Raw genomic sequence first — 13,741 nt, 5'->3', positions numbered from 1 at the left:
ATGCGTTTGCCCGGCAAATGCGGCTCCATCCGATCCCACTGGTGATCTTTCAACATCAGACGAACTCCGCTCACCCAAGCCTCCGCGCCCAAAAGGAGCTTGAATCAGATTTGCGAGTCCGTCGAAAGCCTGAATGTCAACGCGCTCTAGGAGAAATGGACCAACATGGCCTTTCCAAGAGCCTGGAGAAGCCGATTTTATTGATGATTTATTAGTAAGGTTAAGGCCGATCCGAAGCGTCAGCACTTCGACATGATGCTTCAAAGTCTGGAGACGCAGCTCTTATGATCGGCGACGTCTGGAGACTTGCCGGCTGACGCACTCCGATACTCGCTCAGCCGTAGGGAGCGTCGAAAGCAATCGTTTGAACTGTCGGAGGAATCCGGAAGAGGGCTTTTAGCCCTCTTCGCCCGTCACGCCTGCGGCATCCTGGGCCTTCAGCACCTCGGGGCGTGGCATCGAGATGGTGTTGTAGCCGGAATCCACGTAGTGGATCTCGCCGGTCACGCCGTTGGAGAGGTCGGAGAGCAGATAGAGAGCCGAGCCGCCGATATCTTCGATGGTCACCGTGCGGCGCAAGGGAGCATGGGCCTTCTGGTACGTGAACATGAGGCGGGCATCCGAAATACCGGCGCCGGCGAGCGTGCGCACCGGGCCTGCCGAGATGGCGTTGCAGCGGATGCCCTGCGGGCCGAGGTCGGACGCGATGTAGCGCATGGAGGCTTCCAAAGCCGCCTTGGCCACGCCCATCACGTTGTAGTTCGGCATGACCCGGGTCGAGCCGCCATAGGTCAGGGTCAGGAGCGATCCGCCGTTCCTCATGCGCTTGGCGGCGCGCTGCGCGATCTCCGTGAAGGAGAAGCAGGAGATCACCATGGTGCGCGAGAAGTTCTCGCGGGTGGTGACGTCCACATACGAGCCCTTGAGCTGCGACTTGTCGGAGAAGCCGATGGCGTGGACCACGAAGTCGAGGCCGTCCCAGGTCCTGTCGAGGGTGTCGAACACCGCGTCGACCGACGCGATGTCCTCCACGTCGCAGGGAATGACGAGGTTGGAGCCGAGCGACTGCGCCAGGGGCGTCACGCGCTTGCCCAGGGCCTCGCCCTGATAGGTGAAGGCGAGCTCCGCCCCGTGCTGGGCCAGGGTCTTGGCGATGCCCCAGGCGATGGAATGGTCGTTGGCGACGCCCATGATGAGGCCGCGCTTTCCTTGCATCAGACCGGTCACTTGGGTCCCCCTGTGCATCGGCTCCATGGTGCGACGCCAATTGTTATGAAAGTGTGCATCGCGAGCCGGAATGTCGGTGTGATTCAGCATGTCCATGCGAGGTCCCCCGTGAATGTGTCGGGGCATCGCATGGAGCTGTCTCAGGTTTATGACGGCGTCTTACCCGTTATAGCGGCTGAAGACGAGTGTGGCATTGGTGCCGCCGAAGCCGAACGAGTTCGACAGGACCGTGTCCATCTTGGCGTCGTCGATCCGCTTGCGGACGATGTTCATGTCGGCGAATTCGGGATCGAGCTCGTCGATATGGGCACTTTCGCAGATGAAGCGGTTGTTCATCATCAGGAGCGCGTAGATCGCCTCCTGCACGCCTGTGGCGCCGAGCGAGTGGCCGGTGAGCGATTTCGTCGCGGAGATCGGCGGGCACTTGTCGCCCGAGCCGAAGACCGTGCGGATCGCCTCGATCTCCTTCTGGTCACCGACCGGAGTCGAGGTGGCATGCGGGTTGATGTAGTCGACCGGGTTGTGCACGTCCTTGAGGGCCATGCGCATGCAGCGGATCGCGCCCTCGCCCGAGGGGGCCACCATGTCGTAGCCGTCCGAGGTCATGCCATAGCCGACGATCTCACCGTAGATGCGGGCGCCTCTGGCCTTGGCGTGCTCCAGCTCCTCCAGCACCAGCACACCTGCGCCGCCGGCGATGACGAAACCATCCCGGTTGGCGTCATAGGCGCGGGAGGCGCGTGACGGGGTGTCGTTGTACTTGGTGGACATGGCGCCCATGGCGTCGAAGAGATTGGACATGCTCCAGTCCAGATCTTCACAGCCGCCGGCGAACATCACGTCCTGCTTGCCGTACTGGATCATCTCGTAGGCGTTGCCGACGCAATGGTTCGAGGTCGCGCAGGCCGAGGATATCGAATAGTTCACGCCCTTGATCTTGAACCAGGTCGCGAGCGTCGCCGAGGCGGTGGAGGACATGGCCTTGGGCACCGCAAACGGACCGATGCGCTTCGGGCCTTTGTCGCGGGTGATGTCGGCCGCTTCCACGATGATTCGGGTGGACGGACCGCCGGAGCCCATGATGATGCCGGTGCGCTCGTTGGAGATCTCGTTCTCCTCGAGGCCCGCGTCCCGAATGGCCTGATCCATGGCGACATGGTTCCAGGCGGTGCCTTTGGCGTGGAAGCGCATTGCGCGCCGGTCGACGATCTCTTCCGGGTTCAGGCTGGGAGCGCCGTGAACCTGGCATCGGAAGCCGTATTTCGTGTAATCCTCGGCCTTGCTGATGCCGGACTTCGCTTCGCGCAGAGAGGCAAGCACCTCCTGCGTGTTGTTGCCGATGGACGACACGATGCCCATTCCGGTGACGACGACGCGCCTCATAGCCTACCTCTTCAAAGGACCTTACTGCCAGCCTTAACGTCTCAACACGTAAGGTCGACCCTGCTCATTCTCAACACTGAGCCATGCGAATGGGATGAAAGCGTGATCCCAAGGTCGAAGGCCCGGCCGCTAGAGCATCGGACCCAAAAGTGGCGGCCCTTTTGGGATCGCCCCGATGCTCATTTTTCACTGGCGCATCGCACGGGGCGGAAAACTGGATCCACTTTTCCGCACGATGCGCTGGGCGGCAAGGCCGGTTCTTTAAAAAAGACCACGCTTTGTCAATAGGATGGAACAGGCACTGACCTTAGGTCAGTGCCAGAAAGCCTAGCCGCCTGCGGCTGCTTCCGACTGGAACAGCCCGACGCGCATGTCCTTGGCCTCGTAAATCCGGCGGCCGTCGGCCTCCAGCCAGCCGTCGGCGATGCCGAGCACCAGCTTCGAGCGGAAGACGCGCTTGAGATCGACGCCGTAGACCACTTTCTTGACCGTGGGCAGCACCTGGTCGGAGAATTTCACCTCGCCGACGCCGAGCGCCCGGCCTCGTCCGGACGAGCCGCCCCAGCCGAGGAAGAAGCCCGTCATCTGCCAGAGCGCGTCCAGGCCGAGGCAGCCCGGCATGACCGGATCGCCCTGGAAGTGGCAGGGAAAGAACCAGAGATCCGGTCGCACGTCGAGTTCCGCCAGCACGTGGCCCTTGCCATAGGCGCCGCCATCCTCACCGATGGAGGTGATGCGGTCGAACATCAGCATGGGCGGAAGCGGCAATTGCGCATTGCCGGGGCCGAACAATTCTCCGCGCCCGCAGGCAAGGAGCTCTTCATAAGTAAAGCTGGACTGGCGGGCCATTCCGGATGCCGATCCTTTCATCGCGTCTTCAAGAAGCGGCCTCGAGAAAGCCTCGGGACCTGGGTGCGGGCTCTGGTAGCACAGGCTTGGCCATCCATCAAAGGACCTGCGCCCGGATTCTTTGGCGGTGTTGAGGAGCATTTCAGCCGCCATAGCAGGGCAGCCTTGCAGTAACCCTCTCGCTTTCCTATGATTGTGATGTTAGAAGCGCCCATCCGATCATTCAGTTCCGCCAATGACCGATCCTTTGTCTGCCTATATCGAGTCCACCACCGCTCCGGCTCACCGGAAAGGGTGCCCCGTGTCCGAATTGCGGGACAAGCTGCGCCGCGTCGGCCTGCGCCCGACCCGGCAGCGCGTGTCCTTGGGCTGGCTTCTGTTCGGCAAGGGCGACCGGCACATCACGGCTGAACTGCTTTTCGACGAGGCGTCCCGCGCCCGCGTCCCGGTCTCGCTGGCGACCGTCTACAACACCCTGCACCAGTTCACGGAAGCGGGCCTGCTGCGCCAGCTCGCGGTGGATGGGGCCAAGGCCTATTTCGACACCAACCCGACCGAGCACCACCACTTCTTCCTGGAGGAAGAGGGCGAGCTCGTCGACATGCCGCTCACGTCTGGCGTCAGCGTCGCGGAATTGCCCGAGCCCCCGGACGGCATGGAAGTGGCGGGTGTCGAAGTCATCGTGCGTCTCCGCCGCAAGAGCGTTTAAGGCCCCGCCCCTCTTAACCTCTGAAGAGAGCGGCCCTCCGGTCTTTAGCAGATGCCGCTCAGCCATAGCCTCGTTGCCCTTCTCGTCACCGCCCTCTGGGGCCTGAGCTTCGTGGTCATCAAACTCGGGGTCGGCACCACGCCGCCCCTGCTGCTGGCTGCGCTCCGCTTTCTCTTTGCAGCCCTTCCTGCGGTCTTCTTTGTTCCGCGGCCCAAGACCGATTGGCGCAGCGTCGTCGGCTACGGTTTCTTCCTCGGCGTCGCCCAGTTCGGGCTGCTGTTTGCAGCGCTTGCCGTCGGCATGCCGGCGAGCCTCGCCTCCGTGGTCACGCAGGCGCAGGTCTTCTTCACGATTCTCTTTGCGGCCCTGCTCATGGGCGAGCGTCCTGGGCCGCATCAGGTGATCGGCGGCTTTGTAGCCGGCCTCGGACTCGTGCTGATCGCCTGGCCGCGCATGACGAGTGGCGGTGCCGTTCCCTTTCTCATGACGGTACTGGCCGCCGCCGCCTGGGGCGTGGCCAACATCATCTCCAAGCGGGCTGGCCGGGTCGACATGCTGGGCTTCATCGTCTGGTCGAGCCTCGTCGCGCCGCTGCCGCTGTTCGGCCTGTCGCTCTGGCTCGACGGTCCTGCCCAGGTGTTCACGGCGCTGACGCAGCTCAACGGCGGCACCATGGCGGCGGTGGCCTATCTTGCCTATCCGACGACGGTCTTTGCCTTCGGCGTTTGGGCGTACTCCTGTCCCGGCACCCGGCGGCCACCGTGACACCCTTCGCCCTGTTCGTCCCGGTCGCCGGCATCCTAGGCTCGTCTCTCATCCTCGGTGAAGCCATGCACCCGATCGAGGCCTTCGGGGGGACGGTGATCGTCCTGGGCTTGGCGCTGAACGTCTTCGGAGGCCGACTTCTTCGACGCTTGCGCGTGCAATAGCGCATCGCACGGAACCGGTTGTCCGTGCCGAACGATGCGCAACGTATGGGTTTGAGCATCGGGTGGATCCTAAAAGGGCGCTCCACGTCTGGGTCCGATGCTCCAGAGCCAATCGACCGAGGGCTCGACGCGAAACGAATTCCGATCGTTATCGCTTCGATGCGGTCAGCGAATGAAGCCGAAGCCGACCAGAGCGTAGGCGATGAGGAAGATCGCCACGAAGATGTTCAGGAAGCGCGGCGCGACGATGGAGGCGATGCCGAGAACCAGGGCCAGGATCGGCAGCAGCTTGAAGCTCAAGTTGAGGGACATAGAGGCAGGCTTTCAGATTCGACGAAACGATGTTTCTTTCTAAAACCCAAAAGCTTGATAAATCGGAAAGGTCCTACTCGACCGTCTCGTTGGGATAGACACCCCACAGCTTCTCCTGCTGGATATAGCCGTCCACGTCGCGCGCCCCGTCCATCACGATCGTGACGCGGCACCATTTGCCGTCACAGCCCTTGATATTGGTGATCACGCCGGGCTGCAGATGAGCCACCACGCCGCCTTTCTCCTCCGCCCGATCCAACAGGCTGATCGGGGGCTGCTGGTTCTTGGCCCAGGGCATCACGAGGGCGGTGCGCCGTCCCGACAGAAGGGAATGGAGAACCCAGCCTTCCGTGCCTTCCGAATCGCGGATGCGCCGCCAGGTCTCGTACTCGGCGATGATCTCCACCGGCAGGCCGGCACGCTGGAACACCCAGGCCGTCCTGTGATCCTTGGACGGGCCCTCGCGGAGGTTCACCCGGTCCGTCTTGAGGCTGACGTAGCGCGGCACCGGCAGGCCCGTGCCAAGACGGCCGCCCGGTGACTGCTGCGCCAGCGCCGATGCGGCGCTCAGGCTGACAAGAGCAAGGGCAAGGACGATCTTGCGCATGGTTCCCCCGGATAGTGGCTTTGTCTTAGGTTGAGGCTCTGGTAGAGAAGCTTGACGGAGACCGCCACGCGGCGGGTCGTCACCTTTGATCGCCGAAGCAGAGTTAAGAGAGCGTGAAACTCTTTAAACTTCGCGGGTTTTTCAGTGCTGGGGACGCTTGAAGTCGATGAAAAAGAGACCTGTCGTCGTTGTCACCCGCCGCCTGCCCGACGTGATCGAGACGCGCCTGCGCGAATTGTTCGACACGCGCCTCAACCTCGAGGACAAGTCTCTCTCCCCGGAGGAACTGGCCGCGGCCGTCAAGACGGCCGATGTGCTCGTGCCGACCATCACGGACGAGATAGACGCCGCGGTGCTGGAGCAGGCCGGTCCCAACCTGAAGCTCATCGCCAATTTCGGCAATGGCGTCGACAACATCGACGTCCCGGCGGCGGTCGCCAAGGGCATCACCGTCACCAACACACCCGGCGTGCTCACCGAGGATACGGCCGACATGACCATGGCGCTGATCCTGGCCGTCGCCCGCCGCCTCCCGGAGGGAGTGCGGGTGATCCCCGACGGGGAATGGACCGGCTGGTCGCCGACCTGGATGCTGGGTCGGCGCATCACGGGAAAACGCCTCGGCATCGTCGGCATGGGCCGCATCGGCCAAGCGCTGGCACGGCGCGCCAAGGCCTTCGGGTTGTCGATCCACTACCACAACCGCCGCCACGTACCGCCGAAGATCGAAGCGGAGCTCGAGGCGACCTACTGGGAATCCCTCGACCAGATGCTGGCCCGCATGGACATCGTGTCCGTGAACTGCCCGCATACACCGGCGACCTATCACCTGCTCTCCGCGCGGCGCCTGAAGCTCATGAAGCCAGACGCGATCCTGGTGAACACGGCCCGTGGCGAGATCATCGACGAGGGCGCGCTCACCAAGCTCATCGAAGCCGGCGCCATCGCGGGGGCCGGTCTCGACGTGTTCGAGGAGGAACCGGCGGTCAATCCGCGCCTCGTGCGGCTCGCCAAGCAGGGCAAGGTGGTGCTGCTGCCCCATATGGGCTCGGCCACCCACGAGGGACGCGTGGCCATGGGGGAAAAGGTCATCGTCAACATCCGGGCCTTCGTCGACGGCCACAAGCCGCCGGATCGCGTTCTGCCCAGCATGCTCTGACGCCATTTCGAGCCAAGAGGACATCTCTGTCGGCGGGCTGCACGCCCTGCCGAACTTTGTCCTTGTCCCGCAATCACGATAACATATGTTAATTCAAGTGATTCGCGTTGCTCGACCTACGTAACCTTCAACCATCCTGTGGTGAGCGCTCTCGGTTCGATGAACGGCCATCCGTCACCCCTGCGACCTGTCGTCCTCCTTGTGGAGGATGAGCCCTTCGTTCGAATGGCGACGGCTGATGCGCTCGAAGATGCCGGTTTCGAAGTGATCGAGACCGCCAATGCCCACGCCGCGCAGGATGTTCTCCTGCGCCGCGCGGACATCCGGGTTCTGTTCACGGACGTACGGATGCCCGGCTCCATGGACGGGCTCGAACTCGCTTCGCTCGTCCGCAGCCGATGGCCACACATCTCCGTCGTCATCACCTCCGGCCATCTCGATCCGGACAACGGCATGCTCCCGCAAGAGGCTGTCTTCATCGCCAAACCCTACGGCGAACAGGCCCCGGCCAAGGCGATCCGCGCCCTCCTGGACTGACGTTCCAGGGCCACAGGACGGCCTTATCCCATTCCTTCGTCAATCGGCCGACCCCTTAGCCTCTTCGCGGACGTGAAGATGTGGGCTGCGGCTCCATGCAACCAAAATCCATCCTGAGCATAAACATATGATAAACATATGTGAGTGCGGCCAAGAAGGGAGTTTGGCCAGAACAGGATCGTGTTGACACCTGAACGGCCCGTATGACCAACCCTCTGATTCTAAAGCTCGAACAGCGTGATCAGCTTTCCGACGATGAGAAGAAGGCGCTGGAAAATGCGATCGCGCGAATTCGGGTCGTCGAGGCCGATGAGGACATCGTGCGCGAGGGCGACCGCCCGACGGAAAGCTCGCTTCTCCTGGATGGCTTCGCCGCCCGCTACAAGATTGTCTCGAACGGACGGCGGCAGATCTCGGCTCTTCATGTTCCCGGCGACTTCCTCGATCTGCACAGCTTCCTCTTGAAGACGATGGACCATGGCGTGCTGGCACTGACCACCTGCCGCATCGCCGCCGTTCCGCACGCGACTCTCGAGAAGATCACCGACGAGTTTCCCCATCTCACGCGGATGCTGTGGCTCAACACGCTGATCGACGGCGCCATCCATCGGGAATGGCTGACGGCGATGGGGCGCCTCTCCGCCACGGCCCATATGGCGCACCTGATCTGTGAGCTTTTCCTTCGCCTGAAGGCAGTCGGCCGGGCCGAAGGCGACACGGTCCAGCTGCCTGTCACCCAAGCCGAGTTGGGCGATACCCTGGGCCTCTCGACCGTTCACGTGAACCGCGTGCTGCAGGAACTGCGCAAGGAAAGACTGATCCGTTTCCAGGGTGACGCATTGACCATTCTCGATTGGGAGCGGCTGACGAAGGTGGGCGAGTTCACTTCGACCTATCTCAGCCTGCAAAACGAAGATCGATAGCCCTGACCGGCGGATAAGCGATGCGCGATATCACTCTTCAGGCGATGCCGGTCATGGCGGACGGTGGCAGGCACGAGGGACGGCTTGTTCTCGCGGATGGGCAGCTGGTGGCCGTCTTCACCTGGGTGACGCCGGAGGAAACCATCGGCGGGCAAGAGCGTGCGGGAGGCTGGTTTCTGGAAGCGGGCTTCGGACCCTGCGGCGATCTGATGAGTGCAAGGCCGCCGGTTCTTGCCGATCTCGACGAGGCCGTGACTTGGGTGCGCGCCCGATTGGGAACGGCTTGACTCAGCCCTGACGCCGATCAGCGCAGGTGCGCGATGATCTCCCCGGCCGCCCTCTCGCCCTCTTCCCAGGCTCCGCCGGCTGTGCCCCATTGGGCGCGCGAGAGCGCCTCGCCGGCAAACCAGATCCGCTCCCCGACCGGCGCCTTCAGGACATCCCGGATGGCATAAAGTCCCGGTGGCACCACGGCCCAGGAAGCACGCGACCAGGGATCGTGCCGCCAGGCGGTGCTGTAAACGGCGGAGAGATTTTGGATCGCCCGATAGCCGAACTGCTCCGCCAGCACCTCGCGCGCATAGCGATAAGGCGCATGGATGTCGCGCCGGTCGAAAGCGGCCGCAGTGGGCTGGTCGAGCTCGAAGAAATGGAACGGCGTGCCGTCGATGCGCGTCAGGAGGCCCGGGGGCTGCCGGTGAGTTCCCGTCAGGCTCGCCAGCCGGTCCGCACCGCGAAACGGTGAATCCGGCCAATGCAGGACCACATGTTCGTAAACGCCTTGCGTGAAGCCGTGAACGGCTTCCCCGATTGTGGTGGGCAGAGCGGGTGCGAAGCGGATGGCACCCTGCTGCAGCACCGCCATCGGAGTGGTCACGATGACGGCACTGGCCTGGAGGGTCCCGGCGGAACTATCGATCCGCACGCCCTGTCCGGACCAGTCGATGGCGCGGACGGCGGTGTTGAGCCGCACCGGCAGGTCATGGCCGAGACGGCGCACATAGGCGCCGAGACCGCCGGCGATGAACAGGTTGTCCGAATACTCCATGCTCGGAAAATCGTGCAGGCTGACTTCGTCGAGGGGCCGGCCCGAGACGAGGCCGTGGATGGCGGCGACCCGCCGCCCTTGCGGTCCCATCGGCGGAAGCGTCCTGGCCGCCGGCTGGTCCTCGTGGGCTTTCGCAGCCTGGGTCATCGCCCGGTCGGCCATGGCGAAGGCGCGGTCGAGTGCTGCGCGCTGGGCTCGGCTGCCAGGCCTGCCGTGGACGAAGAAATGCCCGTTCACCGGCGCTCGGCGCAGAGGCTCGCCGCGCCCATGCCCGAGCTTCACGAGAGGATTGATCGGACCCGCATGAAGCCAATGGGCGCCGAGATCGAGCGGGTGGCCCTTGAAGAGACGCGTGACCGTGCGTCCGCCGATGCGGCCCCGCGCCTCCAGCACCGTCACCGACAGCCCGGAGGCCAGCAGGCGTCGCGCCGCGGCGATCCCGGCGCTTCCCGCGCCGACGATCACCACATCCGGATTCGCGTTCAAGCTCGTCGACGTTTCACCGTCCAATGACACGCTGATCTCCACCCCTCGCTTTGCAGCGGGTTCTTTCATAAGTAAGGTCCGCCTCCCACATCAAGGGACGCCCTGCAAGGAGACGAACGACAGATGCTGATCCAATCGGTTTTCGCGGCAGCCCGCGAGGTTTTCTCGCCCGCTTTGCGGCGCATTGTCTGGAAATCGATTGGACTGACCGTGGCGCTGCTCGTTCTGGTCTGGCTCGGGCTGACCAAGCTGTTCGATATCTTTCTCAACAACCATGATCTGAGCGCCACCTATCCGATCATCGACAGCTTTGCATTCTTCCTCGCGGGCTTCGGCCTCTTCATCGCCCTGATCTATCTGCTGCCGGCGATCTCCGCCATCGTGGCGGGCTACTTCCTCGACGACGTGGCCGAAGTGGTGGAGCGCAAGAATTATCCTGCCGACTCACCCGGCCAGCCCCTGCCTTTCGGAAAGGCCCTCTTCTATGGCCTTCGTTTCGCCGGCCTGTCCCTTCTCGTAAACCTCGTTGCCCTGCTCCTGTTCTTCATCCCCGGCATCAATATCGGGGTGTTCTTCATCGCCAACGCCTATCTGCTGGGCCGGGAATATTTCGAGCTGGCGGCGGGCCGCTTCTGGCCGGCCGAGGACGTGACGCGCCTGCGCGCGGAGCACCGGGGCACGGTGCTGGCCGCCGGTGCCGTGGTGGCGGCTCTGTTGCTTGTGCCGGTGGTGAACCTGATCACGCCGATCTTCGGCGCGGCCCTGATGGTTCATCTGCACAAGAAGCTTACGCAGAATCCGGCGGAGCGGATGCCGCTTCGCCGCGACAACCATGCGTCGATCGAGAAAGCCTGAAGGGTTGGAAGGCGACCCTTCAGTGGCTCGACGACTGGCCGACGGCCGGTCCGGTAGCCCGCTCCGGGTGGAAGTCGGACGCAGGGCCTCCTGAGCGCGGCGCGAGCAGGTCCGGAGTATTGCCCGGGGTAGCATTGCGCTTGAGGTCGAACTGGCCGGTCCTGCGGAAGCGCAGGAGATAGCTCGGCACGATCGCCTCGATGGTGGTGGGCGTGAGACCGAGGCCCTGGAGCGTGCGGCCCTCGCGCAGGGCGTCTTCCGAGACCACGTTGTCCGTCTCGAGCAGGATCGCCTGGTCGCGGGTGGTGACGAGTTCGTTCGGGATGAGCCCCAGCGTCAGCCGGTCGAGCGTTCCCAGGACGCTGCCCTGCACCCGCGCGATCTTGCCCGGCATCGGAATGATGACGCGCTTGCGCTCGGTGACCTTGAGGACGAATTCCATCATCTGGCGCATGGTGCGGATCTCGGGTCCGCCGAGCTCGTAGACCCTGCCGCCCGGCACGACGCCGTCCACCGCCCGCACGATGGCCTCGGCCACATCACCCGCATAGATCGGCTGGAAGCGGGTCTCGGCGCCCGGCAGCGGCAGCACGGGAAGCATGCGGGCGAGCGTCGCGAAGCGGTTGAAGGAGCTGTCGCCCGGCCCGAACATCAGAGAGGGACGCAGGATCACGGCATCCGGCCGCTCCTGGAGCAGGGCGGCCTCGCCCTCGGCCTTGGAGAGCGCATAGGCCGATTCGGAATTCGCATCGGCGCCGATGGCCGAGACATGGATGATGGACACAGCGTTCTTGGCGAGCCGTGCGATCATCGCCGGCGCCTTGGCCTGGAGCGTATCGAAGCGCTGGCGGCCGGTTTCCTGCAGGATGCCGACGAGGTTGACCACGTGGTCCGCCCGCGCCACGGCATGAGCCACCGAATCCTCGTTGCGCAGGTTGGCGTGGATCGGGTTGATCTGTCCCACCTTGCCCAGAGGCAGGAAGTTCGCGAGGTTCGGCTGGCGGGTCGGCACGAGGACGCGGTAGCCGCGCTCAGCCAGACGGCTCACCACGTAGCGGCCGAGGAAGCCCGATCCGCCAAAGACCGTGACGGTTTGCTGCTCAGGCGTGCGAAGGGCACCGATCATGAAACTCTCCTGCCCTGGGAGGGACTTGCATGGAGCTTGGGTGTGAAATTCAAAATGTCTCTAGTCAAACGCTGCTCCCCTGTGAAGAGGTGCATGATAAAGAAAGCACATCGGTCGCATTTTCAGTGATTGACGTGCCGCCAGAAGCACCGTAAACGAAGCCTCGCCGAACAGGTAGGCCCAGGTGGCGGAATTGGTAGACGCACTGCTTTCAGGTAGCAGCGGGTAACACCGTGGAGGTTCGAGTCCTCTCCTGGGCACCATCCCTCTTGATGGTCCAACGCCTTTCTGATCAACGATTTCCCTGATCTTTCAACGCTCTTGCAGGTCTCTGGTCTTACACAGGGGTCTCACACATGGCGTTCACGATGGCTCGTCCGTGGAAGGACAAGAAGACGGGCAAACTTCACCTTCGACAGCGCACGCCCAGCGATATGGGGAGGCTCAGGGGCACCTTCGTGTCTCTGCCGCTCGGCAGTCAGATCAAAACGGTCAAGATCGGCGAGATGGTCCAGATGTCCCTTCACACCAGGGACGCCTCCGAGGCCAAGCGGCTCCACGCGGCTGCGGATGTAGCCCTGAGACGTTTCTGGGAGGCACACCGGACTGGAGCCGAGATCAGCGACAATTTCAGCCCTGAATCGAATATGGGGCGTCTGCCCAAGCGAACCCTAGTAGCCCAAATCGACTCGTCCATGCCCGGTGGGGATCTCCTCACGACGGACGCTTTGCTCGAGAGGTGGCTGGACTACCATGCCGACAAGAAGGCTAAGAATACGCTGAAGCGATATAAGGCCAGCCTGAGGTCTCTCTCAGCCTTCGCAGGAGAGCGTGACGTCCGGTCGCTCACTGGCGATGACCTTCACGCCTGGGCCGAGGATAGGCGTGACAGGGATGGTGTGAGTCCTCGGGCTGTCAACAAGAACGACCTTGTCGCAGCAAGTTCCATGTTCAAATGGGCTATGGACCGCAACGGGGGCAGGGTAATGTCCACCAACCCAGCCACAGGTGTCCGCCTCGATGAGCCAAAGATCGGAATCAAGCGGGAGCGAACGTTCCGCCCTGATGAGATAGGAGCCATCCTTCGAGCGTCGCTGGGTGTAGAGCGTCACCCACGGGATCCGTCCATTTCGAATGCAGCCCGGTGGTGTCCGTGGCTCGCTGCCTACTCAGGGGCCCGAATTGGCGAACTGTGCCATCTCCGGGGAAGTGACATCTGGTTGGAGGAGGGCATCCCTGTCATGCACCTTTGGAAAACTAAGACAGGCATCCCCCGCAAGGTTCCTATACATGCCCACCTCATTGAGCAGGGTTTCTTGCCGTTTGCGAGATCCTGTGGCAGCCGACCACTGTTCTATGACGAGGCGCGGCACCTGTCAAGCGACACCGAGATTTACGAGATAAGGCGACATCCAGTTTTACGACGGCTCAAGCGTGAGCCCGCTGGAGAGCCTCCTCCAGATCCCGCAGGCGATAGCTGCGCCCCTTGATGTTGAGAACATGCGCTCGGTGCAGCAGGCGGTCGAGGATGGCCGTGGCCAGCACCTCGTCGCCGGCCAGCAGCTCGGTCCACTCCCGGATGCTCTTGTTC

General features: G+C 63.2%; 17 protein-coding genes, 1 tRNA gene and 1 pseudogene. 11 read left to right on the top strand and 8 right to left on the bottom strand.

Going from position 1 to position 13,741, the window contains the following annotated elements:
* The coding region (locus FS320_RS47240) for a hypothetical protein (RefSeq protein ID WP_210252222.1) at positions 1-215 on the top strand (215 nt) is incomplete at its 5' end.
* 181 nt (positions 216-396) lie between these two features.
* Here FS320_RS47240 and fabI read toward each other — a convergent pair.
* The 3 genes from fabI to fabA all read right to left on the bottom strand — a co-directional run bounded on the left by fabI (position 397) and on the right by fabA (position 3,459).
* Positions 397-1,227, bottom strand: a complete 831-nt coding sequence (fabI, locus tag FS320_RS27755; RefSeq protein WP_162003276.1) for an enoyl-ACP reductase FabI — start codon at positions 1,225-1,227, stop codon at positions 397-399.
* Positions 1,228-1,386: 159 nt separating this feature from the next.
* Complete coding sequence (fabB, locus tag FS320_RS27750; RefSeq protein ID WP_152715413.1) at positions 1,387-2,610, bottom strand: beta-ketoacyl-ACP synthase I; 1,224 nt, start codon at positions 2,608-2,610, stop codon at positions 1,387-1,389.
* 327 nt (positions 2,611-2,937) lie between these two features.
* Positions 2,938-3,459, bottom strand: a complete 522-nt coding sequence (fabA, locus tag FS320_RS27745) for a 3-hydroxyacyl-[acyl-carrier-protein] dehydratase FabA (protein ID WP_192926352.1) — start codon at positions 3,457-3,459, stop codon at positions 2,938-2,940.
* A 235-nt stretch (positions 3,460-3,694) separates the two neighbouring features.
* Between fabA and irrA the strand changes: the two genes are divergently transcribed.
* From irrA to FS320_RS48395, 3 genes are read left to right on the top strand one after another with little or no spacing between them, the layout of a single operon-like run.
* Positions 3,695-4,168: an iron response transcriptional regulator IrrA gene (gene irrA / locus FS320_RS27740; protein WP_152715409.1), complete on the top strand. Its 474-nt coding sequence runs from the start codon at positions 3,695-3,697 to the stop codon at positions 4,166-4,168.
* A 51-nt stretch (positions 4,169-4,219) separates the two neighbouring features.
* Positions 4,220-4,933, top strand: a complete 714-nt coding sequence (locus tag FS320_RS27735; RefSeq protein WP_244627432.1) for an EamA family transporter — start codon at positions 4,220-4,222, stop codon at positions 4,931-4,933.
* Positions 4,930-5,097, top strand: a complete 168-nt coding sequence (locus tag FS320_RS48395; RefSeq protein ID WP_244627431.1) for a hypothetical protein — start codon at positions 4,930-4,932, stop codon at positions 5,095-5,097. The genes FS320_RS27735 and FS320_RS48395 overlap by 4 nt, the downstream gene beginning before the upstream one ends.
* Before the next feature lie 165 nt (positions 5,098-5,262).
* On the opposite strand, the gene FS320_RS27730 is transcribed toward FS320_RS48395, so the two are convergent.
* Together FS320_RS27730 and FS320_RS27725 are read right to left on the bottom strand one after the other, a co-directional pair.
* Positions 5,263-5,409: a DUF3096 domain-containing protein gene (locus FS320_RS27730; protein ID WP_152715407.1), complete on the bottom strand. Its 147-nt coding sequence runs from the start codon at positions 5,407-5,409 to the stop codon at positions 5,263-5,265.
* Between the two features lie 73 nt (positions 5,410-5,482).
* Complete coding sequence (locus FS320_RS27725; protein ID WP_152715405.1) at positions 5,483-6,016, bottom strand: SH3 domain-containing protein; 534 nt, start codon at positions 6,014-6,016, stop codon at positions 5,483-5,485.
* Between the two features lie 166 nt (positions 6,017-6,182).
* Here FS320_RS27725 and FS320_RS27720 point away from each other — a divergent pair, with 166 nt between their 5' ends.
* From FS320_RS27720 to FS320_RS27705, 4 genes are all read left to right on the top strand, one after another.
* A complete protein-coding gene (locus FS320_RS27720; RefSeq protein WP_192926351.1) occupies positions 6,183-7,175 on the top strand; it encodes a 2-hydroxyacid dehydrogenase in 993 nt (330 codons plus the stop codon).
* Between the two features lie 159 nt (positions 7,176-7,334).
* Positions 7,335-7,712: a response regulator transcription factor gene (locus FS320_RS27715; RefSeq protein WP_152715417.1), complete on the top strand. Its 378-nt coding sequence runs from the start codon at positions 7,335-7,337 to the stop codon at positions 7,710-7,712.
* A 203-nt stretch (positions 7,713-7,915) separates the two neighbouring features.
* Positions 7,916-8,635, top strand: a complete 720-nt coding sequence (locus FS320_RS27710) for a Crp/Fnr family transcriptional regulator (protein ID WP_152715401.1) — start codon at positions 7,916-7,918, stop codon at positions 8,633-8,635.
* Between the two features lie 20 nt (positions 8,636-8,655).
* The gene (locus FS320_RS27705) at positions 8,656-8,922 is read left to right on the top strand and encodes a hypothetical protein (protein ID WP_244627429.1); all 267 of its coding nucleotides are present in this window, start codon (positions 8,656-8,658) and stop codon (positions 8,920-8,922) included.
* 17 nt (positions 8,923-8,939) lie between these two features.
* Here FS320_RS27705 and FS320_RS27700 read toward each other — a convergent pair whose 3' ends face one another.
* Positions 8,940-10,238, bottom strand: a complete 1,299-nt coding sequence (locus FS320_RS27700) for a flavin monoamine oxidase family protein (RefSeq protein ID WP_152715399.1) — start codon at positions 10,236-10,238, stop codon at positions 8,940-8,942.
* A 54-nt stretch (positions 10,239-10,292) separates the two neighbouring features.
* On the opposite strand from FS320_RS27700, the gene FS320_RS27695 reads away from it, so the two are divergent.
* Positions 10,293-11,024: a sulfate transporter family protein gene (locus FS320_RS27695; RefSeq protein ID WP_152715397.1), complete on the top strand. Its 732-nt coding sequence runs from the start codon at positions 10,293-10,295 to the stop codon at positions 11,022-11,024.
* Between the two features lie 19 nt (positions 11,025-11,043).
* On the opposite strand, the gene FS320_RS27690 is transcribed toward FS320_RS27695, so the two are convergent.
* Positions 11,044-12,150, bottom strand: a complete 1,107-nt coding sequence (locus FS320_RS27690; protein ID WP_152715395.1) for a complex I NDUFA9 subunit family protein — start codon at positions 12,148-12,150, stop codon at positions 11,044-11,046.
* A 178-nt stretch (positions 12,151-12,328) separates the two neighbouring features.
* Here FS320_RS27690 and FS320_RS27685 point away from each other — a divergent pair.
* A tRNA-Leu gene (locus FS320_RS27685) sits at positions 12,329-12,413 on the top strand.
* 93 nt (positions 12,414-12,506) lie between these two features.
* A complete protein-coding gene (locus FS320_RS50915) occupies positions 12,507-13,640 on the top strand; it encodes a site-specific integrase (protein ID WP_152715393.1) in 1,134 nt (377 codons plus the stop codon).
* On the opposite strand, the pseudogene FS320_RS27675 reads toward FS320_RS50915, so the two are convergent.
* Positions 13,600-13,741 (bottom strand): annotated as a pseudogene (locus FS320_RS27675) (ATP-binding protein); the annotation flags it as partial. The gene FS320_RS50915 and the pseudogene FS320_RS27675 overlap by 41 nt on opposite strands.

It is taken from the genome of Microvirga tunisiensis (genome assembly GCF_009296175.1).
GTDB classification, from domain to species: Bacteria; Pseudomonadota; Alphaproteobacteria; order Rhizobiales; family Beijerinckiaceae; genus Microvirga; species Microvirga tunisiensis.
The sequence above is the reverse complement of the archived record's forward strand: the minus strand, read 5'-3'. Positions and strand labels throughout refer to the sequence as shown.